The sequence below is a fragment of the Bacillus sp. FSL K6-0042 genome (assembly GCF_038006685.1).
Classification (GTDB): domain Bacteria; phylum Bacillota; class Bacilli; order Bacillales; family Bacillaceae_G; genus Bacillus_A; species Bacillus_A pseudomycoides.
Genome location: NZ_JBBOVS010000002.1, coordinates 40059 through 66348 on the forward strand (window position 1 = coordinate 40059; position 26290 = coordinate 66348).

21 protein-coding genes are annotated in these 26290 nt (G+C 34.0%); 15 read left to right on the top strand and 6 right to left on the bottom strand.

Annotated features, from left to right (window positions below):
* Positions 1 to 246 precede the first annotated feature (246 nt).
* The 4 genes from MHH45_RS25795 (at position 247) to MHH45_RS25810 (ending at position 4690) form a co-directional block, all read left to right on the top strand.
* Positions 247 to 1230, top strand: coding sequence for a DNA-binding protein (locus MHH45_RS25795; protein ID WP_088094679.1), 984 nt, complete (start codon positions 247 to 249; stop codon positions 1228 to 1230).
* 156 nt (positions 1231 to 1386) lie between these two features.
* The gene (locus tag MHH45_RS25800; RefSeq protein WP_416076154.1) at positions 1387 to 2322 is read left to right on the top strand and encodes an Rpn family recombination-promoting nuclease/putative transposase; all 936 of its coding nucleotides are present in this window, start codon (positions 1387 to 1389) and stop codon (positions 2320 to 2322) included.
* 333 nt (positions 2323 to 2655) lie between these two features.
* On the top strand, positions 2656 to 2760 hold the full coding sequence (locus tag MHH45_RS25805) for a YjcZ family sporulation protein (protein ID WP_000505684.1): 105 nt from the start codon (positions 2656 to 2658) through the stop codon (positions 2758 to 2760).
* Positions 2761 to 3295: 535 nt separating this feature from the next.
* Positions 3296 to 4690 (top strand): IS4 family transposase, encoded by a 1395-nt coding sequence (locus MHH45_RS25810; RefSeq protein WP_340863557.1) that lies wholly within the window; start codon positions 3296 to 3298, stop codon positions 4688 to 4690.
* A gap of 148 nt (positions 4691 to 4838) precedes the next feature.
* On the opposite strand, the gene MHH45_RS25815 is transcribed toward MHH45_RS25810, so the two are convergent.
* Both MHH45_RS25815 and MHH45_RS25820 read right to left on the bottom strand, forming a co-directional pair.
* Positions 4839 to 6050, bottom strand: coding sequence for an IS110 family transposase (locus MHH45_RS25815; protein WP_016132771.1), 1212 nt, complete (start codon positions 6048 to 6050; stop codon positions 4839 to 4841).
* Between the two features lie 562 nt (positions 6051 to 6612).
* Positions 6613 to 7422: an alpha/beta fold hydrolase gene (locus MHH45_RS25820; protein ID WP_088094693.1), complete on the bottom strand. Its 810-nt coding sequence runs from the start codon at positions 7420 to 7422 to the stop codon at positions 6613 to 6615.
* 348 nt (positions 7423 to 7770) lie between these two features.
* Between MHH45_RS25820 and MHH45_RS25825 the strand changes: the two genes are divergently transcribed.
* The 8 genes from MHH45_RS25825 to MHH45_RS25860 all read left to right on the top strand — a co-directional run bounded on the left by MHH45_RS25825 (position 7771) and on the right by MHH45_RS25860 (position 15269).
* Positions 7771 to 8658: a thymidylate synthase gene (locus MHH45_RS25825; protein WP_088094692.1), complete on the top strand. Its 888-nt coding sequence runs from the start codon at positions 7771 to 7773 to the stop codon at positions 8656 to 8658.
* Positions 8655 to 9185 carry an inosine/xanthosine triphosphatase gene (locus MHH45_RS25830; RefSeq protein ID WP_088094691.1) on the top strand — a complete coding sequence of 177 codons (531 nt, stop codon included), beginning with the start codon at positions 8655 to 8657 and terminating at the stop codon, positions 9183 to 9185. The genes MHH45_RS25825 and MHH45_RS25830 overlap by 4 nt, the downstream gene beginning before the upstream one ends.
* On the top strand, positions 9182 to 10069 hold the full coding sequence (locus tag MHH45_RS25835; protein ID WP_088094690.1) for a DMT family transporter: 888 nt from the start codon (positions 9182 to 9184) through the stop codon (positions 10067 to 10069). The genes MHH45_RS25830 and MHH45_RS25835 overlap by 4 nt, the downstream gene beginning before the upstream one ends.
* A 13-nt stretch (positions 10070 to 10082) precedes the next feature.
* Positions 10083 to 10763 (top strand): HAD family hydrolase, encoded by a 681-nt coding sequence (locus MHH45_RS25840; RefSeq protein ID WP_088094689.1) that lies wholly within the window; start codon positions 10083 to 10085, stop codon positions 10761 to 10763.
* Positions 10715 to 12019, top strand: a complete 1305-nt coding sequence (locus MHH45_RS25845) for an amidohydrolase family protein (protein WP_170927986.1) — start codon at positions 10715 to 10717, stop codon at positions 12017 to 12019. The genes MHH45_RS25840 and MHH45_RS25845 overlap by 49 nt, the downstream gene beginning before the upstream one ends.
* Positions 12020 to 12022: 3 nt before the next feature.
* Positions 12023 to 12652, top strand: a complete 630-nt coding sequence (purN, locus tag MHH45_RS25850; protein WP_088094687.1) for a phosphoribosylglycinamide formyltransferase — start codon at positions 12023 to 12025, stop codon at positions 12650 to 12652.
* Positions 12653 to 12751: 99 nt separating this feature from the next.
* Positions 12752 to 14374, top strand: coding sequence for a CTP synthase (gene pyrG / locus MHH45_RS25855; protein ID WP_088094686.1), 1623 nt, complete (start codon positions 12752 to 12754; stop codon positions 14372 to 14374).
* Positions 14375 to 14702: 328 nt separating this feature from the next.
* The gene (locus MHH45_RS25860) at positions 14703 to 15269 is read left to right on the top strand and encodes a plasmid pRiA4b ORF-3 family protein (protein ID WP_088094685.1); all 567 of its coding nucleotides are present in this window, start codon (positions 14703 to 14705) and stop codon (positions 15267 to 15269) included.
* 352 nt (positions 15270 to 15621) lie between these two features.
* On the opposite strand, the gene MHH45_RS25865 is transcribed toward MHH45_RS25860, so the two are convergent.
* Positions 15622 to 15807, bottom strand: coding sequence for an aspartyl-phosphate phosphatase Spo0E family protein (locus MHH45_RS25865; RefSeq protein ID WP_088094684.1), 186 nt, complete (start codon positions 15805 to 15807; stop codon positions 15622 to 15624).
* A gap of 240 nt (positions 15808 to 16047) precedes the next feature.
* On the opposite strand from MHH45_RS25865, the gene MHH45_RS25870 reads away from it, so the two are divergent.
* Both MHH45_RS25870 and MHH45_RS25875 read left to right on the top strand, forming a co-directional pair.
* The gene (locus tag MHH45_RS25870; protein WP_016113305.1) at positions 16048 to 17478 is read left to right on the top strand and encodes an IS4 family transposase; all 1431 of its coding nucleotides are present in this window, start codon (positions 16048 to 16050) and stop codon (positions 17476 to 17478) included.
* A gap of 1072 nt (positions 17479 to 18550) precedes the next feature.
* Positions 18551 to 19369: an alpha/beta fold hydrolase gene (locus tag MHH45_RS25875; protein ID WP_088094724.1), complete on the top strand. Its 819-nt coding sequence runs from the start codon at positions 18551 to 18553 to the stop codon at positions 19367 to 19369.
* Between the two features lie 113 nt (positions 19370 to 19482).
* Here MHH45_RS25875 and MHH45_RS25880 read toward each other — a convergent pair.
* A protein-coding gene (locus MHH45_RS25880) for an IS6 family transposase (protein ID WP_416076175.1) occupies positions 19483 to 20188 on the bottom strand; the annotation gives its coding sequence in 2 pieces (ribosomal slippage) (positions 19483 to 19717 and positions 19716 to 20188; 708 coding nt in all).
* A 282-nt stretch (positions 20189 to 20470) separates the two neighbouring features.
* Between MHH45_RS25880 and MHH45_RS25885 the strand changes: the two genes are divergently transcribed.
* Positions 20471 to 22945, top strand: a complete 2475-nt coding sequence (locus MHH45_RS25885; RefSeq protein WP_088094723.1) for a LamG-like jellyroll fold domain-containing protein — start codon at positions 20471 to 20473, stop codon at positions 22943 to 22945.
* A 372-nt stretch (positions 22946 to 23317) separates the two neighbouring features.
* Here the strand turns inward: MHH45_RS25885 and ltrA are convergent, their stop codons facing one another.
* A complete protein-coding gene (ltrA, locus tag MHH45_RS25890) occupies positions 23318 to 24967 on the bottom strand; it encodes a group II intron reverse transcriptase/maturase (protein ID WP_088094673.1) in 1650 nt (549 codons plus the stop codon).
* A 640-nt stretch (positions 24968 to 25607) separates the two neighbouring features.
* The gene (locus MHH45_RS25895; protein ID WP_088094762.1) at positions 25608 to 25925 is read right to left on the bottom strand and encodes a hypothetical protein; all 318 of its coding nucleotides are present in this window, start codon (positions 25923 to 25925) and stop codon (positions 25608 to 25610) included.
* Positions 25926 to 26290: the final 365 nt, after the last annotated feature.

Here is a 26290-nt window from a genome sequence, read left to right on the forward strand (position 1 = left end):
CAACCATAGAAAAACGCCCATTTTCTATGATTATTATGCATTTACTTTTATTCATTCTTACTTATTCGTTTTATAATATAATAAAAATGAATTTAATTATAAATTATATCCCGTTATTAGATATCAATTTAAATAGTTTACTTTTTATTTATGTTATAATAAATTTAAATTATTTTTTTATAAATTATAATTTACATAATAATATTATTTCTTATATATATAAATGGAATCTTAGGGGGAACGTAAATGCTTAGTACATATGAAATAAATATGACCACGAATGAAGTAAAAAAGTATTTAGATATTAGTCACTTCACATTTAATAATTTGATGAAACAGGGACAACTAAATCCAATTAATAAGGATACATGGCGTTTAGATGGAAGCTTTTTATTTAAAAAAGAAGAAATAGAGAAATTAAAAGAAGAACTTGAAGTAGAAGGAATTACTTTATATCAAGCAAGTAAAGAGTACCATATCAGTATGTATCAACTTGAAAAATGGATAGAAGAGGGCGAGATAACTTGTACTATACAGGAGCATCGTAATCGCAAAACAAAATTTGTGAAAGAAGATGATATTCGTAAATTGGTACAACAAATAGAGCGGAAAAATAAGATCTATACATACTCACAAAAGCATAATGTAGTATTATTACAAAGGTTTATGAAAGGGAATACGTTAGCACGTATTATCTCGATTCCAAAACGTGGAGACATAATACTTCGTGATGAATTTGGGAATGACATGACATTAGGGGATGCAATAAAAGTAGGATATGAGCCTGCCTATGTTTTATCTGATCAACCGCGAAGTCATCATCAAAGATTTGTAAAATTCCGCTTCCCTAAATCTGACCGATTTCGAAGTGATATTTTTCGATTTATTGATCTCATATTACAGTATGTGTCACCAAGAAACTTAAAAATATCAGTGGAAGATGAATTTTGGTATTTTGATATTCGGCAATCTCTAGTATCATTACCATCTGGAATGCAGGCCGAATGGATGAATAGTTTAGCATCCTATATAATAGAAGGAAAAATGATACCACGTGTTAACAATAGTGTATATTTAGATAGCAATACTGTAACAAAGCCCGTAACTCTCACAAGTAACGAGTATAAATCTATAAAAAAAATTGTAGGAGAAACAAATAGTTCCATCGAAGAATTTATTAAAGATGCAATTCAAGATAGAATTAATCAGCACTTGCTTATTCAAAAATAAAAAAACGTTCCAAAAAGTAAAGGTTTTGGAACCATATTAATTAGGGATAATTACAATTGAATGTTGTAACTTTTTAGTGCTCCAAAAATTGATGCCAAAAGTGAGTTTAGAAATTTGATTCATATTTGTATAAGTTTGCATGTCCAGATTGTTTTTATGTACAATAAAGAAAAAAATAGCATTAGACAGAGAGAGGAAAAACCTGTGTCCAATCAAAAATTAGTAAATTTACGCATCGATTTTGCTTTTAAGCAATTATTTGGTACAAATGGTAGTGAGGATATTCTCATCGCGTTTTTAAATGCGATGCTACAAGATTCCTTAGAAGCACCTATTGTTTCTTTACAGCTAGAAGATCCACATTTACATCGAGAACATGAAGAGGATAAATTATCGATTTTAGATATTTCAGCTACATTAGATACAGGAACAAAAGTAAATGTAGAAATACAGCTCAATAATAATCACGATATGATCAAACGAAGTTTGTATTATTGGGGGAAGCTATTCACATCACAATTGCAAAAGGGGATACCATACAGTTCTCTTCATAAAACTATCACCATTAATCTGTTAAACTTTGTGATGTTTCCAGAATATGAAGCGTTTCATACAACAGGAATCTTGTGGAATAAGCAACAACAGAAGATATTGAGTGATGATATAGAAGTTCATATGGTTGAGATTCCGAAGTTAATGCAACAGTGGCGGAATGAACAAGTAAATCCCTGGGAAGATTCTTTTGTTCGTTGGTTATTATTACTTCCAGCGAATGAAGATGAACACTTAACTCAAACATTGGAGGACATTGCCATGAATCAAGATCCAATTTTACAAAAAGCAATGAATAAGTGGGAACGCATGAGCCAAGATTCTTCTTTCCGACAAGCCTATGAGGCAAGGGAAAAAGTGTTAATGGATGAAGCTGCAAAGGTTGCTCATGCTCGTAATGAGGGGAAGAAAGAAGGAATTCAAGAAGGAAAAATACAAATGATTAAAGGTATGCATGAACTAGGTGTACCACTCGAAACAATTGCTAAAGCAAGTAAATTAAGTATAAATGATATTGAACGTATTTTAGAGGAGAAATAAAATAAAAAAAGCACATGGAATGGGGATAACATGCGCAAGAAAATAGTAATTTAGGTAACTTAACCATAACATAAAAGCTCTGATTTATGGGGCTTTTTCTTTTTTCTCAATAAACAATATAGATAAATATGGTAAAATGGTAAGTGGATGGGAGTCCACATACATATTATTAAAATTAAGATGGTTCAAGTCGGAGAAAGGTACCTTAGGGTGCCTTTTCTTTTTTAAACGAACCTGCTCATATATCATTTAAAAACATAAGGTAATGTAAACCGTTAAAACACATGAAGATGACCCCATTTTTCCCCTCTTATTAGTAAAGGAGGAACTATTATGGGCTTTGGTGGTAGTTGTGGCGGTGGCTTTGCTGGAGGCTTCGCTTTACTCGTTGTCCTCTTTATATTATTAATCATAGTCGGAGCTGCTTGCTTCTGCTAAAAAAAACCATCAGAAAAGACACTCTTATGGGTGTCTTTTCTTTATGAAAAAATCCCTGCAATTGTGCTTTTATACTATTTTCATTATAGTAATAGTGAAAAATATCTATACCAAACTTTGGTAATATTCTGCATAAATGTTATCAATTTACAGTGTTTTCTGTTAATGTTAAGCTTTAAGTGTAATATATATCTGTTTGAACCATGTCCCCTAATACAAGGTTTGAATAGTCATCTCAATACGCGAGAACAAACAAAGAAAAGGCACCTAAGGGTGCTTTTTCTTTATGGGGGATCTCAGGCCATGCCCATTAACTTAAGAAATTTGTTGTTACCCAAAACTAAAAAAATGAGCTGAATTGTTATAAATAATTGTAGATAGATAAAAATTTTCGTTTAGGGGGTACTTCATAACCTTAGCTTGATAGCGATGGGGTAGCACCACATCGCTATCAAGCTAATAAAACAAAATCCCCCCTAAAATAAAAAAATACGCTATTCTTTCTGTAGAATCATAAGAAAGGATGGCGTTTTTTATGTCTATTTCTGTATCCGATGAATTACAGCTATTCGCTCAAGAGATTCAAAGCTTGTTATCTCCAAATACTTTACGGGACCTTGCTAAAGACGTTGGTTTTGTGCAACGAACCAGTAAGTACCAAGCAAAAGATTTAGTTGCTTTATGTGTATGGATGAGCCAAAATGTCGCTACGACTTCTTTAACTCAGTTATCTAGCTGTTTAGAAGCATCAACAGAAGTGCTCATCAGTCCTGAGGGATTGAATCAACGGTTTAATAAAACGGCCGTCCAATTTTTGCAACACATATTAGCTGAACTACTAAACCAAAAATTGGCCTCATCTATACCGATTTCTTCTCCATATACTTCTGTTTTTAAGCGTATTCGTATTTTAGATTCAACTGCATTTCAGCTCCCAGATTCCTTTTCATTCGTTTATCCAGGTGCAGGAGGCTGCAGCCATACAGCGGGGGTGAAAATTCAGCTTGAATATGATTTATTAAGTGGACGGTTCCTGCATATTCATACCGGTCCAGGTAAACAACATGATCGAACCTACGGTTCTCTGTGTGTCCCAACTGTGACAGCGAATGATTTATGTATCCGAGATTTAGGATATTTTCATCTGAAAGATCTTCAACATATACAGGATAAAAAGGCTTACTATATCTCTCGTATCAAGTCGAATACACGTATTTATCAAAAAAATCCCAATCCTGATTATTTTAAAGATGGAAGAATCAAGAAAGGTACAGAGTATATACAAATAGATATGGAGGATTTAATGAACTCTCTTCTGCCAGGACAAACATGTGAAATATCCAACGCTTATGTAGGAATGAAGGATAAGGTACAAACTCGTGTGATTGTTCATCGACTAACAAAAGAACAACAAGAAAAACGACTACAAGATCAAACCGTAAGAGAAAAAAAGAAAGGAATGAAGTATTCTCCTCGTAGTAAACGACTCAGTGGTATCAATGTATATATGACAAACACTTCTACAGATGTTGTACCAATGGAACAAGTACATGATTGGTATTCTTTACGTTGGCAAATCGAAATTTTATTTAAAACGTGGAAATCATTCTTTTGCATTCATCATTGTAAAAAGATAAAACAAGAACGATTAGAATGCCATTTGTATGGGCAACTGATTGCCATTCTACTCTGTTCTTCTATTATGTTTCAAATGCGGAAGTTACTTCTTATGAAGAAGAAACAAGAATTAAGTGAATATAAAGCAATTGGAATGATTCAAGATCATTTATCGATTTTGTATCAAGCCATACAACAAAACACCCAAGAAATAATAAAGATTTTAATCCGCCTGTTCCACTTGCTCCAAAAGAATGGGCAGAAATCTCATCGATATGAGAAGAAAACCGTCTTTGATATTTCTTACGATTAGTCAATTGTTTTTTATAGATTTTTCACAGAGTAAAGGCTAGAGAATTCATATCATATATCCATAAATAAAAAGTCATACGAAATACCCCTAATATCTTTTAGTTTTTTTACTAGGGGAGAAATATGTTATGATAAATTAGGCTATGGTTTCAGGTAGTTAACCGATAATCATAGTGTGTATTATGTGTAATAAGGTAGAAGAGGAGCTTCAATAACTTATTTACACATGCGATAGACGCGACTTTATGACACTTGTTATAAGGTTGCGTTTTTAATTTATCATAATACTCGACAATATGGTTCTGTCCGTAACGCCGTTGTTTAATCATGTTCTGGATAATGAGAAAAAGAAGTTTCCGCAAGTGTTTATTTCCACGCTTATTAATCTTATCTTTGAAAAAAGTTTTTCCTGATTGAAAACGGCGTATATCAATACCTGCAAATGCATTGAGTTGTTTGTTATTTTTGAAGCGAGTAATATCCCCGATTTCAGCTAACAAACGTATAGCCGTATTGGGACCGATTCCTGGAAAACTAAGAATAATTGGATACTCTGTGCGACTTTCAGCTAATCGTACCATCTTCTCGATACACTGTTCTTTTTGATGAAGGAGCTCCTGATAGCGTTTTGCGTATGATTTGAGTTGTTCACATAAAACGTCATCCTGACGTACGGCTGGATAGGAATCCTTGGCAGCATCAAGTACTTTCATGGCTTTCTTTTCCGCAATGCTGATTGATATGTTTTTATTGGTATTCGTACGAATCCGATTCTTTATGACCGTTTTGGAAAGATTTTTAATAAGATCTGGGTGAGGGAACAACTGAACAAAGTTTAAAAATAAATCTGATTTAATTGTAAAAATCTGTTCCAATTCCGGAAATGTCAACTGAATGACTTTATGCATACGACTACGAATCACGGATAATTCGTCATCCAGTTCACTGTAAAACCTTGAGAGTGATTTTAATTGATAAAATAGGTGATCTGTACTTACCTTTTCTCTCCGGGAAGCCGTGAAATGAGTGAGAGCTAATTGATGTGCGTCGCTTCTATCGGTTTTATGAATCCGTAAGGAATCACATTGTAATTTCGCTTCTAAAGGGTTCAACAGACAGTATTCATACTTGTTATCTTGCATAAAACGCTCTAGTTGCCTGGAGTAAACACCGGTTGCTTCGAACACAATATGAGGTGATTTTCTATTTTCATTCGTAAGTTGGTCTATTCGTTTTCGTAGTTCCTCAAAATCAGGCTTAGAATGATTTATTTCACTTTCAAAAATACATTGTTTTTGAACATTATAAATAACCATATAACTCTTTCCCATACTAATATCAAACGCAATCACATGTCGCATATTTTGCCTCCTCATGTAGAGTTGAAGTCTTCACCTTACTCTTATCGATTCCCATTTCTTATACACGATCTCAGGGACCAACATACTAAACTGATTCAAATAAGGTAAGTGAAGAAGGTCTGTTTTGGGTACGGATTCGAGATCCCAATATCAAATCGACCTACTCTTCACTTCTACTATAAAAAAATAGTAGTGCAAACCAATGCCTTGGTCTACACTACTAATCTTAGTATGTTTTGGGTGTTGTCTATGAATATAATGGATTGAGAAAACAAAAGAAAGCTGCATAATTTTAAAAAACGATACCTATCTAGGTTTATTTGGTATGCTCATTTTTAAAGATGCCAAATATTTCAAGAGTTTTTTTGGTTATATAAACGAGAGTTCATCTTGTTTCCACTCTTAAGTTGATGGGCATGTATGGTGACCCCAAGTATGTTAAAAGTATCTTACACGTTTTTTCGCAATGATAGTTTACTATTATTTGTGAAAGAAAAAGGACACTTCTAAAATAGAAGTGTCCTTTTTCTTTCATAAATAATATTTCATTTGAAATGCTAAATTATTTGGTGATTTCAACGATAGTTTTTATAATTTCTTGACTAATATGAGGTTCTAGTTCAATTAATAAATGATTTGCATCATCTACTTTAATAAAGCTTGCCTCAGGAATATACCTAAGGATTTCTTTGCTGTAGTAGTTCGGAAACATAGTGTCATATTCACCATGAATTAAATGTGTTAGTTTATTATGTAAAATTGACATATCTCCAACAACATTTACATTTAATAAAGCTTTAATTAAAGGAATAAGTTGCTCCTGTGAAAAGAATTCCAGGCGATCTTGAATAGATTTCTCCCTAAACCCTGACCAAATTTTAGATTTTGATCCTAATAGTAAACTACTATTGATGTTCCAAAATAATTCCATATCACCTCTTTGAACTAATTTTAGAAAGTTTGTCCAAAGAGCTTTTAAAGGCTCATCAACATAAGTAAAAGGTGAGATTAACATTAACTTGTCAATGTTATCAGGATACTGTAACGTGTATTGAGTTGCAATAGCCGCCCCTTGACTATGACCAACGAGAATTATTTTATTAATCTGCTCTTCTACTTTTAAAAAGTTAATTAGAGATTTTAATTGATCTACATATGTTTCAAACGAAGTATCATTCCATAAATCTGAATTATTTCCATGCCCTATACAGTCATATGTAACCACATTCGCATGATCCTTCACCTGGTAAACTATATCACTCCAACATTCTTTGGACTCAGAAAAACCATGAACGAACACAATGCAGCATTCTTTATTTGCTGTACGATGGATTTCTCCCGCCGAGTATGTATTTGAAAATTGAAATGTCATAAAAAAACCCCCTTTTTGTTTTTTCAATAAAAGTATACTTTTATTTTTTTTAATAAGCAATGTGCTTAACAATTAAAGTGTATTGCTTCATAGCTCCAAAAATAAAGAAAGGAATCTCGTTGAGAATAAAAGCATTAGAGTAGTTTTATTGTTTTGACATAAATGACAAATCTGAATTTTCGCATTAATGTATTGTTTTTTTTTTCCAGAACAGATATACTGGTTGTGCCGGCCGGAAAGTATACTGAAAAATATATTATGCGTATATATATACAATATAATGGTTTCGTATTCATAAAGTTAACAATTTTATACAAAAATATCAGTTCTCAGGGGGTATATGTAACAATGCCAATTAATACTATCGAGAGAGATAAAGAGATTGCTAAAAGTGAACATGGTTTAGAGTATATAAATATTTATGGGGAAAATGTAGATGAGTTAGTTAAGCAATCAATAGATTATATCTTTAAAAATGGTGAGAAAATTCAAGTGCGTGCTGGGAAAGCCTTACAATCTTATGGGGTGAATTATATTTTGACTAATCCTAGAAATAGAGTTCATTGTTTAAGAAAAGGTGCTACACAATACTTATGTAGAGAATTACTGGCTTATTTTAAGGGGAGTCTAAAGGCATCTGATGGATTAGCTCAAGCCTCAAAATTTTGGATGACACTTGTTGATGAGGATGGAAAAATCAATTCTAATTATGGTTATTATGTTTTTCATGAAAATGTAGATGATGTTAACAATCAATATGGTTGGGTTATTAAAAGGTTATTAAGCAATCCGGATAGTAGACGAGCGATCATTAATATTAACCAGAATTATCATAAAAGTGATACTAAAGATTTTCCGTGTACTGTTGCCATGCAATTTTTCATTAAAAATAATCATTTGAATTGTGAAGTCGTGTCAAGAAGTACTGATGTCATAACTGGTTTACCATATGACATGGGATTTTTCTCTTTTATTCATGAATTAGTATTTCAAGATTTAGTGGAACAAAAATATTCAAACTTAAAACTAGGAAATACGGTCATGAAAACATCGTTTACGCAGATTTATGATAAAACGAAAGATAAGGCGTTTGAAGTTCTCGAGCAATTAGAGAGTAAAAACACTAAAATGCCTATAATTAGCAATGCTAGAGAAGTTTTAAATGATATCTATTATGGAACTGAAAAATCAGATGTTTTAAAATGGATTAAGAAAGAGGCGAATTTAAACCAATGAAAGTTGTATTGACATCTACTAATCAGGCAAAAATGAAGGCGGTTTCATATGTGTTTGCTAGTATTTTTAATGATGATTTCGAAATTATCCCTATTTCGGTAGACTCTGGAGTTTCAGAAACACCGGTCAATGATGAAGAAGCTTTAGTCGGATGTCGAAAAAGAATTGAAAATGCAAGTATTGATGATTTTGATTACATAGTATCAATGGAAGGATTAATTCAAAATTTTAGCTACGGGACATTTGTATATGGAATTGTAGTTATTTACGATAAAGCTAATGATCATGAAGCGATAGGTTGTAGTGCAAAGGTCAGGATTCCTGATAGGTTAGCAAAGGCCATTACTCCCGATACAAAGTTAAGTGATTTAGTTCTAAACATGTATTCAGCTGATAAAACGAAAGAACTATCCCTAATAGGTACAAATGGGGTTATTACAAATGGTATGTTTAATCGAGTAGATGAATTTGATGGTGCTTTAAGAAGTGCTTTAGGGTATTTGATAAATAAGGAAAACTACCTATGATCAAGAACTCCACAGTCCCTTTATTTTTTCTATTAGTATCTGCTGTGATATGGGGATATAACTTTGTGGCTACAAAGATTTTATTAGGTGTCTTCACTCCAAATGTTTTAGCATTTTATTCAACATTTGGAGCTGCATTAATCCTTTCAGTTATTTTTAAAAAAGGATTAATGCAGTACTCTAAAACTATAATGATTCGAACCTTTTTTGCTAGCTTTTTTGGGATATTTCTATTTAACATTCTTGTTAACTATGGAATGACGCAGATTTCGCCTATTGATGCATCGTTAATAATTGCATTAGTTCCGCTGGTAAGTAATATGGTAGATTGTATTTGGTTAAAGAATAAATTACAAGTAATCAATGTATTAGCTACACTGTTATCTATTTCAGGAGTTATGCTACTGGTTACAAATGGTGATTTTGATTTTAATCATTTCAATAAAGATATGTTACAAGGTTATTCCATAATGATGGTAGCGGTATTTTCATTTGTTATATACATAACATTAGGAAAGCAAGTTATGCAATCTATGAAACCTACACATTACACTACATGGTGCTTTATATATGGAAGCGTTTTGTTAATCATTCCAGCATATTTCTTTGGAGGGCTAACATCCTATAGTTCACTACGTTTGGAGCACATGGTTTATTTAGGGTTTGCTATTGTTTTTACGGGAGTAATTGCTAATAGTGCTTACAATTATGGGGTTGAGAAAACTAACATTGTTATCGCTTCCTTATTTTCAAATTCTATTCCCATTTTCACCATGTTATTTTCATATTTAATTTTTAGTGAAGACATCACAATGGCAAAGTTGCTAGCTGCTGTTTTGGTTATTTCTGGTTTAATTTTACCAGCTGTAAAACGAAAGAAATGAGTGTGAAAAATACATGAAGTATGTAGTGTTTGATTTAGATGAAACAATTTTTGATCATACAGGTGGAGAAAAAGAAAGTCTAAAAGCTATATATCGCACAGATTTTAAAAATGTAGGGTTATCATTTGATGAGTTTCATAGTACATTTGCCAAATTTAATAAAATTTTATGGGAATATTTCGAAAAAGGTATTCAAGATGTTAAAGAAACTTTGTTTAATAGATTTAAGTTGTTATGTGAGTTTTATGAGCTAGAAAAAGATTTAACAGATTTAACTTCACGATACAGTATTGAATATATTAAGCATTGTGCCCCTTTTTCTGGCGTACATACATTACTTAAAGAGTTGCAAAATATGGGCTTGTCACTTGCAGTATGTAGCAATGGCATGGAAGAAATTCAGATAGGGAAAATGGAGTATCATAAAGTTAAAGAGTATTTTTCTTATTTTCAATTTGGAAGCAATTATCCATTTTGTAAGCCGCATTCACAATTTTTTAATGGTTTATTAGAAAATTTAAATGTACAACCGCATGAGATTTTGTTCGTTGGTGATTCTCTAGCTAATGATATTATCCCAGCTAAAGACTTAGGCATGAAAAGTTTACACATTAATGAAAAATTTTTAAGAGGTGGTGAATTACAGTGTACTCTAATCTTGAACCAGATACAAAATATGACCGTATTGTCTTAAGTAATGCTGTATATTATTCGGAAAAGCATAGCTTTTGTGAAGCTGACATTGTAATTTCAAGAAATCGTATTGAGAAGATACTTCCTCCTAATTCGTTAAAAAGTGATGATTGCATTGATGCTCAAAATCTTGTTATATTCCCTGGCTTAATCAATGCTCACTTGCATCCAAGTAAGGAAATCTATGGGGGGATGGAGGCGTTTTGTAGTATTAGTGATGTTTTAGATAAAGTACATAAAAATAACCATCTTGAAACGCCGAAACTACAAAGTTTAGCATCCCTATATTCCATTTTGAACTCTATTCGCCAAGGTGTCACTACTATTGGTATGTTTACAAGTCGGGCGGAAGTAGATGCTGAGCAAGCGAAAGAGGCCGGAGTTAGGGCAGTTGTACATTTTTCTCAAAATGATCACTGGATTGGTAAAGAGTCTAATCCGGAAGAATCTTCACTTGAGAAGATTCTCCAAAGATATATAGACTGTTCCGAGAAATATGAATCAGAATTAATACAGATTCATCCAGCTACGGCTTCAGAGTTGACGGCCACGCCGGAACTTATGCAAGAACTTCATAAAATTGCAAAAGAACAAAACAAAAAATTTGTAATGCATATCTGTGAAGGGAATAGTCAGGTAGAACAATGTTTGGATCACTATGGAGAGACTGGGATTGAACTGTTAAATAGATTAGGCTTGTTGGATTCTTCGACGTTATTAGTTCATGCAGCTAAGCTTTCTGAACGCGATATTGAAATTCTATTAGAAAGACAATTAAATTTCATTCATTGTCCTGTAAGTAATAGCTTTACAGGTGCTGGGCGTTTTCCATTTAAGAAATTATTACATAATAATATCGGTCTAGGAACAGACGCTGCGATGGTAAATTTATTTAATTCTATGTCCTATGAAGCTGCTTTTGCACTATATTTTCATGGTGAGTCATCCCTAGAGGAAAAGGTAAGGGTAACTAATATTATAGATTCGCTTACGAAAGAAAGCGCCTTAGCCTTAGGGATAGAAGACTTAGGTACTATAGAAGAGGGTATGCTCGCTGATTTATGCTTTTTTGATAGAAAGAGTATATTTATAGATTCTCAGGAGCCACCTTTATTATTTTTAAATACAATTCTAAAAAAAGAGCCTGTTCATGTAATGATTAATGGGAAATTCAATATGTTTAATAGAAATATTTCTAAACATGATTTTAGTCAAATTGAAAAAGAGTTTATTATGAATAAAAGATTGGAGAGATAAATTATGAAAAGAGTAGCTTTTCTTTTTTCTGGTCGTGGGTCATTACTTAAAACAGTTGAAGAGTGTTTAAATACCTTATCAATTGATTCGCAGCTTTCTTTAGTTATTACCAACAATTCAGAATTAGATTTAAATCAATTACCTATTCCTAAAGGCTGTGATGCTTACTGTATAGATCATAAAAATTTTTCAAATAGGCAAGGTCATGAAGAGGAAATCTCAGCCTTAATTGATAAATATAATATTGATTTAATCGTTTTAGGCGGATACCGTAGAATATTTAGCAGTGATTTTATTAATAAATATGGTGATAAAACCATTAATACACATCCATCACTTCTTCCAGCATTTGTTGGAGATAAAGCTCAATTAAAAGCAATCCAAAAAGGTGTAAGAATTACAGGAGCTACTGTTCATTTTATAAATAATGAGGTTGACCAGGGACCAATTATTACGCAGGCTGCTGTTGAAGTAAAACCACATTACTCAGAATATGATTTAAAAGAAGCGATTATAAATGTGGAAAAAAGAGCATTGGCAAGGGCAATAAAATTATATATTGAAGATAAACTTCGAATTGAAAATAATGTTGTTTATATAAATAGTGAATTTGAACATGAATTGTTTGTATAAATAATTGTATTTTTGCATTGGTAAAAAAGAAGAATTCATAACAGAATTCTTCTTTTTTGAGAAAATATAATACCTATGAGGATTTAGTGGGGGAGAAAGATGACTAAGTATATTTTTGTAACAGGTGGTGTAGTATCGTCTTTAGGAAAAGGTATTACAGCAGCATCTCTTGGAAGACTTTTAAAAAATCGTGGTTTAAACGTAACGATTCAAAAGTTTGATCCATACATTAACGTAGACCCAGGGACTATGAGCCCATACCAACATGGTGAGGTATTCGTAACAGATGATGGTGCAGAAACTGACTTAGACCTTGGTCACTATGAGCGTTTCATCGACATCAACTTAAACAAATACAGCAACGTAACAACAGGTAAAATTTACTCTTCAGTTCTTCAAAAAGAGCGTCGTGGTGAATACCTAGGAGGAACAGTTCAAGTTATTCCTCACATTACGAACGAAATTAAAGAGCGCGTATACCGTTCTGGACGCGAAACTAATGCGGATGTTGTTATTACAGAAATCGGTGGAACTGTTGGTGATATCGAGTCTCTACCATTCTTAGAAGCAATCCGTCAAATTAAGAGCGACATCGGTCGTGACAATGTAATGTACATTCACTGTACATTAATTCCATACTTAAAAGCAGCGGGTGAAATGAAAACAAAACCAACACAACATAGTGTTAAAGAACTACGCAGCTTAGGTATTCAACCAAATATTATCGTTGTTCGTACAGAACTGCCTGTATCTCAAGACATGAAAGATAAGCTTGCATTATTCTGTGACATCGATCCAAAAGCGGTTATTGAAGCACGTGACGCAGATACTTTATATGCGGTTCCATTATCTCTTCAAGAGCAAAACATGGACCAAATCGTTTGTGATCACTTAAAATTAGACAATCCAGCTGCAGACATGACAGTGTGGACTGCGTTAGTTGAAAAAGTACGTAATCTTTCTAAGAAAACAAGAATCGCTCTTGTTGGTAAATATGTAGAACTTCAAGATGCATACATTTCTGTTGTAGAAGCACTTCGTCATGCGGGTTACTCTTTCGATGCAGATGTTGAAATCAAATGGGTAAACGCTGAGCACGTAACAGCAGAAAATGTACAAGAATTAGTAGGAGACACAGATGGTATCCTTGTACCAGGTGGCTTCGGAGATCGTGGTGTAGAAGGTAAAATCGTTGCAATCCAATATGCTCGTGAAAACAAAGTTCCATTCTTAGGAATTTGCTTAGGTATGCAACTTGCATCAATTGAATTCGCACGTAACGTATTAGGATTAGAAGGAGCTAACTCTTCTGAAATTAATCCTGACACACCTTATGCAATCATCGACTTATTACCAGAACAAAAAGATGTAGAAGACTTAGGTGGTACACTTCGTCTTGGCCTATACCCATGTAAGCTTTCTGAAGAAACAAATGCTTATAGAGCTTACAATGAGCCGGTTGTATATGAGCGTCATCGTCATCGTTATGAGTTCAACAATCAATTCCGTCCAGATATGGAAAAATCAGGGTTTGTATTCTCTGGTACAAGCCCAGACGGTCGCTTAGTTGAAATCATTGAATTAAGAGAACACCCTTGGTTCGTGGCAGCACAGTTCCATCCAGAATTTACATCTGGTCCAATTAAGGGACATCCTTTATTTAGTGCTTTTATTTGTATGTCTATTAAATTATCAGAAACAAATAAAATGGCTGTTTTATAAATACTACAAAAAGTACCCATTCTTGAAAATGGGTACTTTTCTTATTCCACTTTTTCGGGGGATGGGCAAAGTTACCCATCTTATTTTTACAATATTGAATTTTCTGTTAATTTTAAATATTAAATTCACAAATAACAGATATATCTATAATGAGAAATTTACTATCAAACGAGATCTGTGTAGTAATGGAACAAGAACGGCAATAAGGCTTGATTGTATTATCAAAAACGATAATTTTTGATTCCTTTCGCTGATTTTTACTACCCATTTCTCATGATTTCAGTGAAAATGAGAAATATGCCATTATTTCAGACGGGAGGAAATAAGAATGAAATGTTATCAATTACATTTGGAATTAGTGGGATGCCCTTTCCCCATTTGGAGAAAGGTTATTTTACCCGCAAAATTAACTTTTGCTGATTTACACGATGTGATTCAATGCTTATTTCAGTGGGAGCACCAACATTTGTTTGAATTTACTGTAGGGAAGTATGCTATATCGGATTCACCTGATTCGAGCATTTCCTTTTCTACATTGGAAAAGACAACGCCATCTCGGATGCTACGTGCTGGTAGAACCATGTTACTTGAACAGATCAAAAAGAAAGATCAGATTTTTCAATATGTATATGACTTTGGAGATCATTGGTTGCTACAGATTCAAGTTGAAAATATACTGGATCAATCTTCAGATGAAGTAACATGTATAGGAGGAGAAAATGCAGCCCCATTAGAGGATATTGGAGGTATTCCAGGATATCTTGAATTTTTAGAAGCTATCAAAGATCCTTCACATCCTCAATATTCAATTTATGAGGACTGGAATTTATTGGATTTTGATCCCTCTTTCTTCGACATACAAGAAGTGAATAAAGGATTAGCCTATTGTGATTGAATCATAGGTAAATGGTAGTTTGCTTTATATAGATTTGAAAAAGGACCTAACCTTTTGCTATGCAAAAGGTTAGGTCCTTTTTTGTGTACAGAAAATTCTATGTTTATGAACAGAGGATAAAACTCGATAATATCAACGTATTCTAGCTATAATCATGTTCATAAAGTGTGTAAACAAATCAATGTTCAATTAAACTTAGGTTTTTATCTTTCTGAACATGTATTCATCTTTATAAAATACTGTAATGATAAGGGTTTGTAGTCCTTAGCGTACAATTTTCCCGTAATGATATAGTGACCCCTTATAGCAAACTTAGGATGATTAAATGAATATGGTAGTTAACGGGGAAATTTTACTTACAGGCATTTACTTTAGAATTTTTCTGTATGCAAAGTCTTGCCAGATTAAGCAATTGATCTAATTGTTGACTTGCTTGAATAGTTTCCTGAGATGTTAAGCCATAAAGCTTACTTAAAAAAAACATCTCTTTTCTTTTTTCCTCAATTTGAGCATTTAGTATTTCATATACATTTTTCATTGAACTAATATCTCCTTAAATTACGAATACTAGAAAACAAAGATAATTATATAAAATCAGACAAAAGTTATCTATAGGAAGAATAATAAAAGGTAATCAACGTGTTGAATAAACCCATACATTTTAGTTTCAAGTTGGGGGCTCGCCACATCGCTATCAAGCTAATAAAACAAAATCCCCCCTAAAATAAAAAAATACGCTATTCTTTCTGTAGAATCATAAGAAAGGATGGCGTTTTTTATGTCTATTTCTGTATCCGATGAATTACAGCTATTCGCTCAAGAGATTCAAAGCTTGTTATCTCCAAATACTTTACGGGACCTTGCTAAAGACGTTGGTTTTGTGCAACGAACCAGTAAGTACCAAGCAAAAGATTTAGTTGCTTTATGTGTATGGATGAGCCAAAATGTCGCTACGACTTCTTTAACTCAGTTATCTAGCTGTTTAGAAGCATCAACAGAAGTGCTCATCAGTCCTGAGGGATTGAATCAACGGTTTAATAAAACGGCCGTCCAATTTTTGCAACACATATTAGCTGAACTACTAAACCAAAAATTGGCCTCATCTATACCGATTTCTTCTCCATATACTTCTGTTTTTAAGCGTATTCGTATTTTAGATTCAACTGCATTTCAGCTCCCAGATTCCTTTTCATTCGTTTATCCAGGTGCAGGAGGCTGCAGCCATACAGCGGGGGTGAAAATTCAGCTTGAATATGATTTATTAAGTGGACGGTTCCTGCATATTCATACCGGTCCAGGTAAACAACATGATCGAACCTACGGTTCTCTGTGTGTCCCAACTGTGACAGCGAATGATTTATGTATCCGAGATTTAGGATATTTTCATCTGAAAGATCTTCAACATATACAGGATAAAAAGGCTTACTATATCTCTCGTATCAAGTCGAATACACGTATTTATCAAAAAAATCCCAATCCTGATTATTTTAAAGATGGAAGAATCAAGAAAGGTACAGAGTATATACAAATAGATATGGAGGATTTAATGAACTCTCTTCTGCCAGGACAAACATGTGAAATATCCAACGCTTATGTAGGAATGAAGGATAAGGTACAAACTCGTGTGATTGTTCATCGACTAACAAAAGAACAACAAGAAAAACGACTACAAGATCAAACCGTAAGAGAAAAAAAGAAAGGAATGAAGTATTCTCCTCGTAGTAAACGACTCAGTGGTATCAATGTATATATGACAAACACTTCTACAGATGTTGTACCAATGGAACAAGTACATGATTGGTATTCTTTACGTTGGCAAATCGAAATTTTATTTAAAACGTGGAAATCATTCTTTTGCATTCATCATTGTAAAAAGATAAAACAAGAACGATTAGAATGCCATTTGTATGGGCAACTGATTGCCATTCTACTCTGTTCTTCTATTATGTTTCAAATGCGGAAGTTACTTCTTATGAAGAAGAAACAAGAATTGAGTGAATATAAAGCTATTTATATGATTAAAGACTATTTTTTTCTTCTATTCCAAGCTATACAGAAAGACACCCAAGAGCTATCAAAGATTCTAATTCGCCTGTTCAACCTCCTACAGCAAAATGGGCGAAAATCTCATCGATATGAGAAGAAAACAGTCTTTGATATATTAGGTGTCGTTTACAATTGTACCACGTCTGATAATCAAGCGGCTTAATTCAAAAAAATGAAACCCGATAGGGTTTATTTCGTATGCAAATCTTTAAATTCTCTACACATAATCTTTATAAAAAAGAAACAACCTCTATAATAATTAACGTTGTATGAGCTTAGCTTGATAGCGATGGGGGCTCGCCACATGCCCATCAACTTAAGAAAACAAATCCACCCCAAAACGGAAAAAGTGAACTTAATTATCATGAATAAATGCGGCGTGAAAAATGTTGTTATGGGCATATTTCGAAATCTTATAGAGAATAAAAAAAGATATTGTCATATTCCTAATTCTGTAATATAATGAATTTATATAATTCTTAATATTCAGAAATTTAAAAGGAGGAATTATTATGACAATCGCAATTGCAATTTTATCATTTTTAGGTGGAGTAATTCCGTTAATAACAACTCTATTAAAAGCATTCATGTAATCTTTACTTCTTTACAATGAATTATCATCTTACAAATGATCTGTTTATCACAGCTAAATTGATGTACAGATCATTTGTGTGAGTCTAAATAGTAAAGAGGCTTATTTTCCTCACAAGGACTAAGTCTTTTTTATGATTTCTTGTAAAAAATATACAAATTTACTTCTTCTCAAAATACACGGCCAGAATCACAGCACTCTCAATATGTTTATGAATTATATGTAGTGATAACATGAGTTTCATTTTATTATAGTTAATTAATCCTAAATATAGATCATTAAGTAAGAATCCCACATTCTTCTCTATTTAGCTATACTATTATTTTTACTAATTTATTATGATATAGACATTGAGTTAAAGTGATTTATACGAAATGAACAAATGGATTTTTTAAGGGATACAAACACAATAAACCGTTCTATTTTCTTAATTCACATAATTTTCGAAATTAAAATCTTTAAATGTTAACATTTGTTATATAATAAACTTATCAAACCATTATCTCAAAAAGAACTTGTAGTGATTGGCTACAAGTTCTTTTTGTTTTTCATAACTGGAATTTTCAATTATCTTCTTGTATATTTGAATTTGGAGGGAATAATCGTTCCAATATTTGAACTTTTTAAGGAAGAAGGATTCAATATGCCATATTGCAAGGTTCGACAAGCCGACATTTACTATGAAGATATAGGAAAAGGAAAACCAATTTTAATGATACATGGCTATACACCTGATCATCGATTAATGAGTGGTTGTATGGAACCTATATTTACTAAGAGGGATGGATGGCGACGTATTTATATTGATTTACCTGGAATGGGAGTAACAAAAAACTATGACGAAATAAGTTGCTCTGATGAAATGTTGAATGCTGTTTTAGATTTTATTCAAGAAGTTCTCCCTGATCAAGAATACATAATTGCTGGTGAATCTTACGGCGGTTATATAGCTAGAGGACTTATCGAAAAACAAAAAGAACGAATACTCGGAGCTGCATTTATATGTCCTGTTATTATTCCTCTGAGCGAAAATAGAGCAGTTGAGAAACATAGAATCTTGAAAACAGATGATAGATTTATTGAAATTTTATCGAAAGAGGAATTAGAACATTTCAAAAGTAATCAAGTTGTACTTGATGAGTATAATTGGTTACGATACAAAAATGAAATTGTTGCAGGGTGTAAAATTGCAGACGAAAAGTTTTTAAATAGAGTTAGGAATAAATATGAGTTTTCATTTAAGGTCGATCAGTATAATTTTGATAAACCAAGTGTATTTCTTTTAGGAAGACAAGACTCTTCTGTTGGCTATAAAGATGCACTTAACATTTTACATAAATATCCGAGAGGAACATTTACCGTATTGGATACCGCTGGTCATAATTTACAAATAGAGCAACCACAACTTTTTAACACTCTAGTAAATGAATGGTTGGACAGAATTGAAGAATTTTATAATTAATATTCTTTTATTTTAAAAGCTTTTTCATTTAGTTCTTGATAATAAAGGAAAGGGTTCTGGTGCAAAAATATTAGTTAGAAACATAGAGTGGCAATTTCCTCTTCATTTCTATCTTAGGAAGCTAAGCCAAACAATTTATGAATAAATTGTTTCTGACTTTGGACAGACTTGTCCGGTAAACCAAGTTGCCCTTTTTTCATCATATGCATGGCTTCAACACCACTCAATATAGAGATAGCTGTTTTAAATGAATTGAACCCTAACATAGAACAAACTCGTCTTTTAATAAATAGGTGGTCTTGTTCCACTATATTATTGAGATATTTCACTTGCCTTAGTTGTATACCTAGGCATATGTTTCTCTTCTTTCAACTCTTGAATCGCTACAGGATAGGCAGGGTTCTTATCCACTGTTATCAAGCGAGGTTTAGAAACATACGAAAAAGCCAAGGCTTTCTTGAAAAAGCGCTTGGCTGCTTGTTTATCCCTTGATTTACTTAGATAAAAATCAATTGTATTTCCCTCTAAATCAACTGCACGATATAAGTACATCCATTGACCTTTTACTTTGATATAGGTTTCATCGACTCTCCAAGAATCGTTCGTTTTCTTAAGATGCCGACGAACTCTCTTATTTAACTCAGGATCATATTGGTGAACCCAACGCATAATCGTTGTGTGGGCCATAGATAAGCCCCTTTCCTCCATCATTTCCACCAAATCACGAAAGCTCAAGTTGTACCGTAGGTACCATCTTGCTGTTTGCAAAATAATATCATGATGATAATGCTTCCACTTGAATAAATTTCGCTTTTCCATACTGATCACGTACCTTTTTTAGAGTAATAGTATCAGTATGTCCAAGATTTAGGGATTACTTGTAATTATCTTGAAGTTTTCGCACCAGAACCATTGGGGTCGTTATGTACAAGCTTATTAAGAAAAAATAGAAGAGAATGTCGATAAGAAAACCGCCTTATTTTGGCGGTTTTTTACTTTGTTTTACAAATTTTTAACATTTTTTACCTTTAATTTATACTAGTTTAATAACGTTTTGCTAAAATATTCTTGTATTTTACAATATATGTGAGGAGGATTTTTGTGATCAAAAAGATGTTGTGTAAAGTGAAAGATCTTATTGGTTTTTTAGCAGTTTTCTTTTTAGTATTTACATCTTTTTCTTGGACTAGTTTTGCGGAAACAAAAGAAGAAAAAACAGAGAAAGAATCGTCAGAGAAGAAGATTGTTTTTCCGGTGTTAAGTGATGTACACATTAAAAATAGTGGAACGGATGATACGTTTCGTTTTCAAAGAGCGCTGCAGCAATTAAACGAAGTAGCTCCAAGACAAGATGCTTTTGTAGTTGTTGGTGATTTTACAGACAGTGGCTCGACGCAGCAGTATGATCGTTTCTTCCAAACTTATAAGCAATATGGAAATCAAAATGCAACTGCTATGTATACTTTAGGTAACCATGATTATTGGAACGGATTATTGGCACATGATGCACAGAAACGTTTTCTTAAAAAAACAGGAATGGAATCTATCTATTATCACAAAGTTGTAAAAGGCTATCATTTTCTTGTGATGAGCCCGGAAAATAGAGTGACACATGGATATTATTCAGATACACAAATTAATTGGTTGAAGCAGGAATTAGTAAAAGCGAAGCTAGCTGATCCAAATAAGCCAATCTTTGTCTTTTTACATCAGCAAATTAAAGGAACAGTGTACGGGAGTCATGAATGGGGGACAAATGATAGTGCCAAAATTAATGAAGTCTTAAAAGAGTATCCACAAGCTGTAACGTTTTCTGGTCATTCTCATTATCCACTTGATGATCCAAGGTCAATTCACCAAAAAGACTTTACGTCTGTTGGTACATCATCAGTTAGTTATATGGAAGTGGAAAGCGGAAAAGTACAAGGAAATATTCCGCCGGGAGCTGAAACATTAAGCCAAGGTTTATTGGTAGAAGTAGACGATCAAAAAGTGACGATTCATCGCCGTGATTTTCATACGAACTCTTGGACGGGTGAGCCGTGGGTAGTTGAACTTCCAGCAAAGAAAGAATCTTTTAAGTATACAGAAGATCGTGATAAGGAAAAGCCGACATTTTCACAAGATGCAAAGCTGAAACTTTCGAATATAACAGAGACATCTGTGACAGCGACATTTCCGCAAGCTGTAGATAATTTACTCGTTCACTCATACCGTTTGCAAGCAAAAGAGAAAGCAACAGGAAAGGTGAAAAACCAGATTTTAGCCTTCTCCGAGTTCTACCGGGATCCGGTGCCTAAAGAGCTGACATTTACATTAGGTGGACTAGAGATTAATATGGAATATAACATAGAAGTAACAGCATTAGATTCATTTGGAAATGAAAGTAGTGCTCCTTTGCGCGAAGAATTTGAAACGAATACAGAAGTAATTGATCCGAATGCGAAAGTACCGAAAGCAGATGTATTCGATGTGAACTTTTTAGATGGTACTTTTAAAGATTATTCATCGTTTGGTGCAAATGGAAGTGTAAAAGGAAATGTAGCAATTGAGTATGAGAAACCTTTAAAGAAGCACGTAATGAAATTAAGTGGACGGAATAATACATATGGATATATTCCATTTTCAAATGAGCAAAAAGAAAAGGTAAAGGATTCCTTTACACTGGAAGCAGTGTTTTCTATGAATCAAATTCGCAATCAAGCAATTATGGAAAATACTGAAAGCGGTGGAATTGGATTTGAATCAACAGGTTCTGGTTATGTAGAATTATGGGCACATATTGGTGGCAGTTATAAACGTATTGGTGTACAGCTAGAAGCTAATAAAACATACCATCTAACAGGAACATATAATGGAAGTGAACTTGCAGTATATGTAGATGGAAAAAAAGTAAATAGTCAGCGAGTAACGGGGAAAGTGTATCATCCAAACGTACCATTTGCGATTGGAGCAGATCCAACAAGCTCTGGCAATGGCGATGTTCCATTAAATGGAAAAGTCACACTTGCAAGACTATATAGTAAGGCACTAACACCTTCTGAAGTGAAAGCGGCTTATAATGAGTTTAATAATCGGATAAAAATAGAAGAGATCCATAACTTATATGAAGAAATGAATAAGGTAAATGAAACATTGGCAGGTACTTACGAATTTGGAGAGAAGCCTGGTCAATATTCACAAAAAGCGTTTGCCGCATTACAAAAAGCATATAACGGTGCAAAAGAAACGTTTGAAAGAATGATGGTAACAAAAGAAGAAATCGTTACAATGTATCAATCGTTACAAACGGCACATCAAACCTTTTTACATTCTAAAGTGGCAGAAGAAAAGCCACAAACGGCGAAAGAAAAACTTCAAGTAAAGATTAATAGAGCAAAAGATTTCTTAACAAAGATACAAGTAGGAACAGAGGTAGGGCAATACATGAATGAACCAGTGAAAGCATTAGAGCAAAAAATACAAGTAGCCGAAGCAGCTGTACGTGATCAAAATATGACGGACCAACGTGCAGATAGTATGCAACGCACATTAGAAGATGCCACTGTGCTTGTTGAGAATAGTATAAATAAATAGGGCGGGGAAGAGGCTTGTCATGGACAAGTCTCTTTTGCGTAAGGATCATTCGGGAATTGAGGGGGAACGGTACATGCCCATCAACTTAACAGAACAGGTTACCCCCAAAACGAAAAAAATGAACTTCGTTGCTATAAAAGACACAAAATTTTCGTTTAGGGGGTACTTCAAAATCTTAGCTTGATGGTGATGGGGTATCGCCAGCATTTTGGAAAAAACCCACGCTAAGCAAAAAATACAACAAGCCGTCCATATGGACAGCTCATTTAGTCGGATAAGCGAGGGGCATCACTGCCTCTAACTCTCCTAAGAACCGTACGTGACAGCTTTCCCGTCATACGGCTCAAGCCTTCTTTTTATCCAAACAACTTCTTACTTGACGCAAGGTACATGTACTAGCTTTGTAACCTTATTTGAGTGTACTGGTAAATCACGTATAATAACCTTTTCTCCATTTTGTAGTGGTTGTCTGCATAACGCACAACGATACCCTTGTTTTTTCGCCAGTTTAATTCTATCTAAGGTATTAGTTCCATCAAAGACCTTACGGTCTCGCTTTTCCCAGTATTCTTTAAGAGTAGGGTCATCGGGACTGTTCTTATATAAGACCATCACATGCCGTTTGATTTTAAACCAAGGCATTTGTAAGAGCTGGATATTTGTTAGAGGACAGGTCGGAGTCCAAGATTTCTTGCCTCCGTGATGAGGCTTTTTGAAGTAAGTCTTCTTTATCCATTTCCATGATTTCTTAGGGTGCAATCGGATAAGATGTTTACATATTTTCTCGAAAATATAATGACCGATTTTATCATATGTCTTTTGAGATACGACATGTCTCCAATATTGTCCATACCCTCTAATAATTGGGTTTAACACTTTAATGAGTTCCCTAATAGGCTGTCCTCTCATGATGCGGAACGTATCCCTTATCTTTTCCTTTGCCTTCTTAACGCTATCTTTGCTGGGTTTAATCAGTAATTTATTCCCTTGCCACGTTTTGTACTGACGTACGGAAAAACCTAGGAAATCAAATCCCTCTTCAATGTGAGTCACCTTTGTTTTTTCAATACTCAGCTCAAGTCCTCTTTTATTCAAGTACGGTTGTATCTTTTCATATATGGATTGAGCCTGTTGTTTCGTTTCTGTTAAGACAACGAAATCATCCGCGTATCGAACAATCGCTATTTTGCATTTAGGATGAATTGTGTAGCTTTCATTGAATTTATATGTCTTTCGATATATAACGCCAAGTTCCTCCTCCATTCCGTGTAATGCAATGTTAGCTAGAAGCGGGGATATAATTCCTCCTTGCGGAGTTCCTTCCTTTGTTTCAGAGAAAGAATGTTGATCTATATATCCAGCCTCCAACCATCGCTGAATCAGTGTTTTTCCTGGAAAACTATAAGTTTGTTTTCGTATCCAATGATGACTTAGATGGTCAAAGCATCCTTTAAAATCACCTTCAAATATCCACTTTTTCTTACTGTTTGTGTTAATCTTATTAAAGATATTACTAATGGCATCGTGTGTACTCCGCTTCGGTCGGAACCCGTATGAGGCGGGTTCAAATCGTGCTTCCCATTGCGGTTCTAGCGCCGTTTTCACCATATTTTGATAGACTCTGTCTTTGATAGTTGGAATACCGAGAGGTCTCAGTTTTCCGTTTTTCTTAGCGATATAGGTTCGTTTCGCTGGCTTGGGAAGATGTTGAAATATACTGAGCCTCTTTAGCTGTCGGTATAATTCGTTTCTTTTGCCAGAATGAAGTGCTGTATAACCGTCTACTCCAGAGGTACGCTTTCCATTATTCTGTTGTGTTACTTTTCTAATGGACAACAGTAAGTTAGCTTCACTCCGTAGGAGTAATCGTTGAAGTTTCCTGACTCTTCTAAGTTTCTTTTGTTGTTCGGCACGATAAATTCTTTGTCGTAGCTTCATCACATACTTTTGGACTGTATGCCAATCTACTGAATTCCAATTTGTATATGAAGCGTGCGCCGACGCTCTTTCTGAGGTGTTCATAACTGCACGCTCCTTTTCATCAGAAGTTAACCACAAATGTATTTATGTGTTGAAGACCTATGGGAAGTGGGCCCTCTTTCAAGTCTGTCATAATGTGTCCAAAAGGACGACAGTATCCGTTCAGTTATACATTTTTTGCTTTCCTGTTACCTTTCGGTATAACGGCATTTGCTTTCTCCCATATCCCATACCCTCTGTTACATCGTTTGACCTTTCGATCTCTCTACTGTTTATACAGATAACATAGGGCTTACCAAGTTCCACATTCCACAGATGCGATAGGGTTAGGCAGGTTCTTTACTCCGAGCAAGATGCGGGACGCAGCACAGTAGTATTATGACCCTACTTTTCCTCTTGCCAATACCCAAGCAAAGCCATGCATTATCTTGAGCTAACGTTTACGAAGCTTACAAACCTTCACTCTCGTTTACCATACCTATCTTCTCCTAGCAGTGTTCCGGACCATGCATTTGTCCTCTGTTTCCGCATTTCCTCATGCAACCTACATTCCCGTTACCAGAAATACAGTTTCGGATGGAGACCTTCTTTGCGTCTAGAGGGGTAGCGTAAGCTACACTGTGGGAATGCAACTTCTTGTCGCACCATAATTTCCGTTATTGGAAGTTATTAGAACAAAAATTTATTTTTTAGCCTTAGCAAGGCGAGAAAAGCTAAATAATAAAAATATAACACTTAATGCCCACAACACGCCTGCGATTACTATATGTACTGAAGCTTCTTCTGAACCCATACCAGTTTCATTTTCAAAGGTATTTATTGCAATCAGTAAATTATATCCAGCAAAGAAAAAGAAGATGATATGACTTAAGATAAAGATAAAAGAACCTTTATCAAATTTTTGTGATATCCAAAGATGAATGACAAAAAAGAATTCAACTACAATTACAATAGCAAATCCCCAATTTAACATTCCGTAAACTTCTTGTTCTAAAAACATATTATCACTTCCTTTAGCGGATAAGAGGCTTGGTGAATTATACCACTACAGTGACCGCTTTACTATATTTATACAGAGGTGATTTTTTTCTAAATTGCTTCGTTATTTAGAGAAAAAACTATGAATATCGTATACACGTCCGGTTAACATAACGTCCTATTATTGGTAGCGAAGACAAGGAGGATCCCTACTCTCACAAGGGATCCTCCTTTTTTTGTTCTATGGAACTATGCATTTTTTTATACATTCCTATCCTGGCGTGGTTTTAGGGTTCTCGTTTGTTACTGGATTATCCGAAAAATTGTATAAAATCTTGCATGTTCTTAGCGTGGGTTTTTTTCCAAAATGCTAGCGGTACCCTAGTA

Excerpts from the sequence above, each read along its gene's own strand:
- MHH45_RS25795 (WP_088094679.1), top strand. The coding sequence starts at position 247 with ATGCTTAGTACATATGAAATAAATATGACCACGAATGAAGTAAAAAAG.
- MHH45_RS25800 (WP_416076154.1), top strand. The coding sequence starts at position 1,387 with ATGTACAATAAAGAAAAAAATAGCATTAGACAGAGAGAGGAAAAACCT.
- MHH45_RS25805 (WP_000505684.1), top strand. The coding sequence starts at position 2,656 with ATGGGCTTTGGTGGTAGTTGTGGCGGTGGCTTTGCTGGAGGCTTCGCT.
- MHH45_RS25810 (WP_340863557.1), top strand. The coding sequence starts at position 3,296 with ATGTCTATTTCTGTATCCGATGAATTACAGCTATTCGCTCAAGAGATT.
- MHH45_RS25815 (WP_016132771.1), bottom strand. The coding sequence starts at position 6,050 with ATGCGACATGTGATTGCGTTTGATATTAGTATGGGAAAGAGTTATATG.
- MHH45_RS25820 (WP_088094693.1), bottom strand. The coding sequence starts at position 7,422 with ATGACATTTCAATTTTCAAATACATACTCGGCGGGAGAAATCCATCGT.
- MHH45_RS25825 (WP_088094692.1), top strand. The coding sequence starts at position 7,771 with ATGCCAATTAATACTATCGAGAGAGATAAAGAGATTGCTAAAAGTGAA.
- MHH45_RS25830 (WP_088094691.1), top strand. The coding sequence starts at position 8,655 with ATGAAAGTTGTATTGACATCTACTAATCAGGCAAAAATGAAGGCGGTT.
- MHH45_RS25835 (WP_088094690.1), top strand. The coding sequence starts at position 9,182 with ATGATCAAGAACTCCACAGTCCCTTTATTTTTTCTATTAGTATCTGCT.
- MHH45_RS25840 (WP_088094689.1), top strand. The coding sequence starts at position 10,083 with ATGAAGTATGTAGTGTTTGATTTAGATGAAACAATTTTTGATCATACA.
- purN (WP_088094687.1), top strand. The coding sequence starts at position 12,023 with ATGAAAAGAGTAGCTTTTCTTTTTTCTGGTCGTGGGTCATTACTTAAA.
- pyrG (WP_088094686.1), top strand. The coding sequence starts at position 12,752 with ATGACTAAGTATATTTTTGTAACAGGTGGTGTAGTATCGTCTTTAGGA.
- MHH45_RS25860 (WP_088094685.1), top strand. The coding sequence starts at position 14,703 with ATGAAATGTTATCAATTACATTTGGAATTAGTGGGATGCCCTTTCCCC.
- MHH45_RS25865 (WP_088094684.1), bottom strand. The coding sequence starts at position 15,807 with ATGAAAAATGTATATGAAATACTAAATGCTCAAATTGAGGAAAAAAGA.
- MHH45_RS25870 (WP_016113305.1), top strand. The coding sequence starts at position 16,048 with ATGTCTATTTCTGTATCCGATGAATTACAGCTATTCGCTCAAGAGATT.
- MHH45_RS25875 (WP_088094724.1), top strand. The coding sequence starts at position 18,551 with ATGCCATATTGCAAGGTTCGACAAGCCGACATTTACTATGAAGATATA.
- ltrA (WP_088094673.1), bottom strand. The coding sequence starts at position 24,967 with ATGAACACCTCAGAAAGAGCGTCGGCGCACGCTTCATATACAAATTGG.
- MHH45_RS25895 (WP_088094762.1), bottom strand. The coding sequence starts at position 25,925 with ATGTTTTTAGAACAAGAAGTTTACGGAATGTTAAATTGGGGATTTGCT.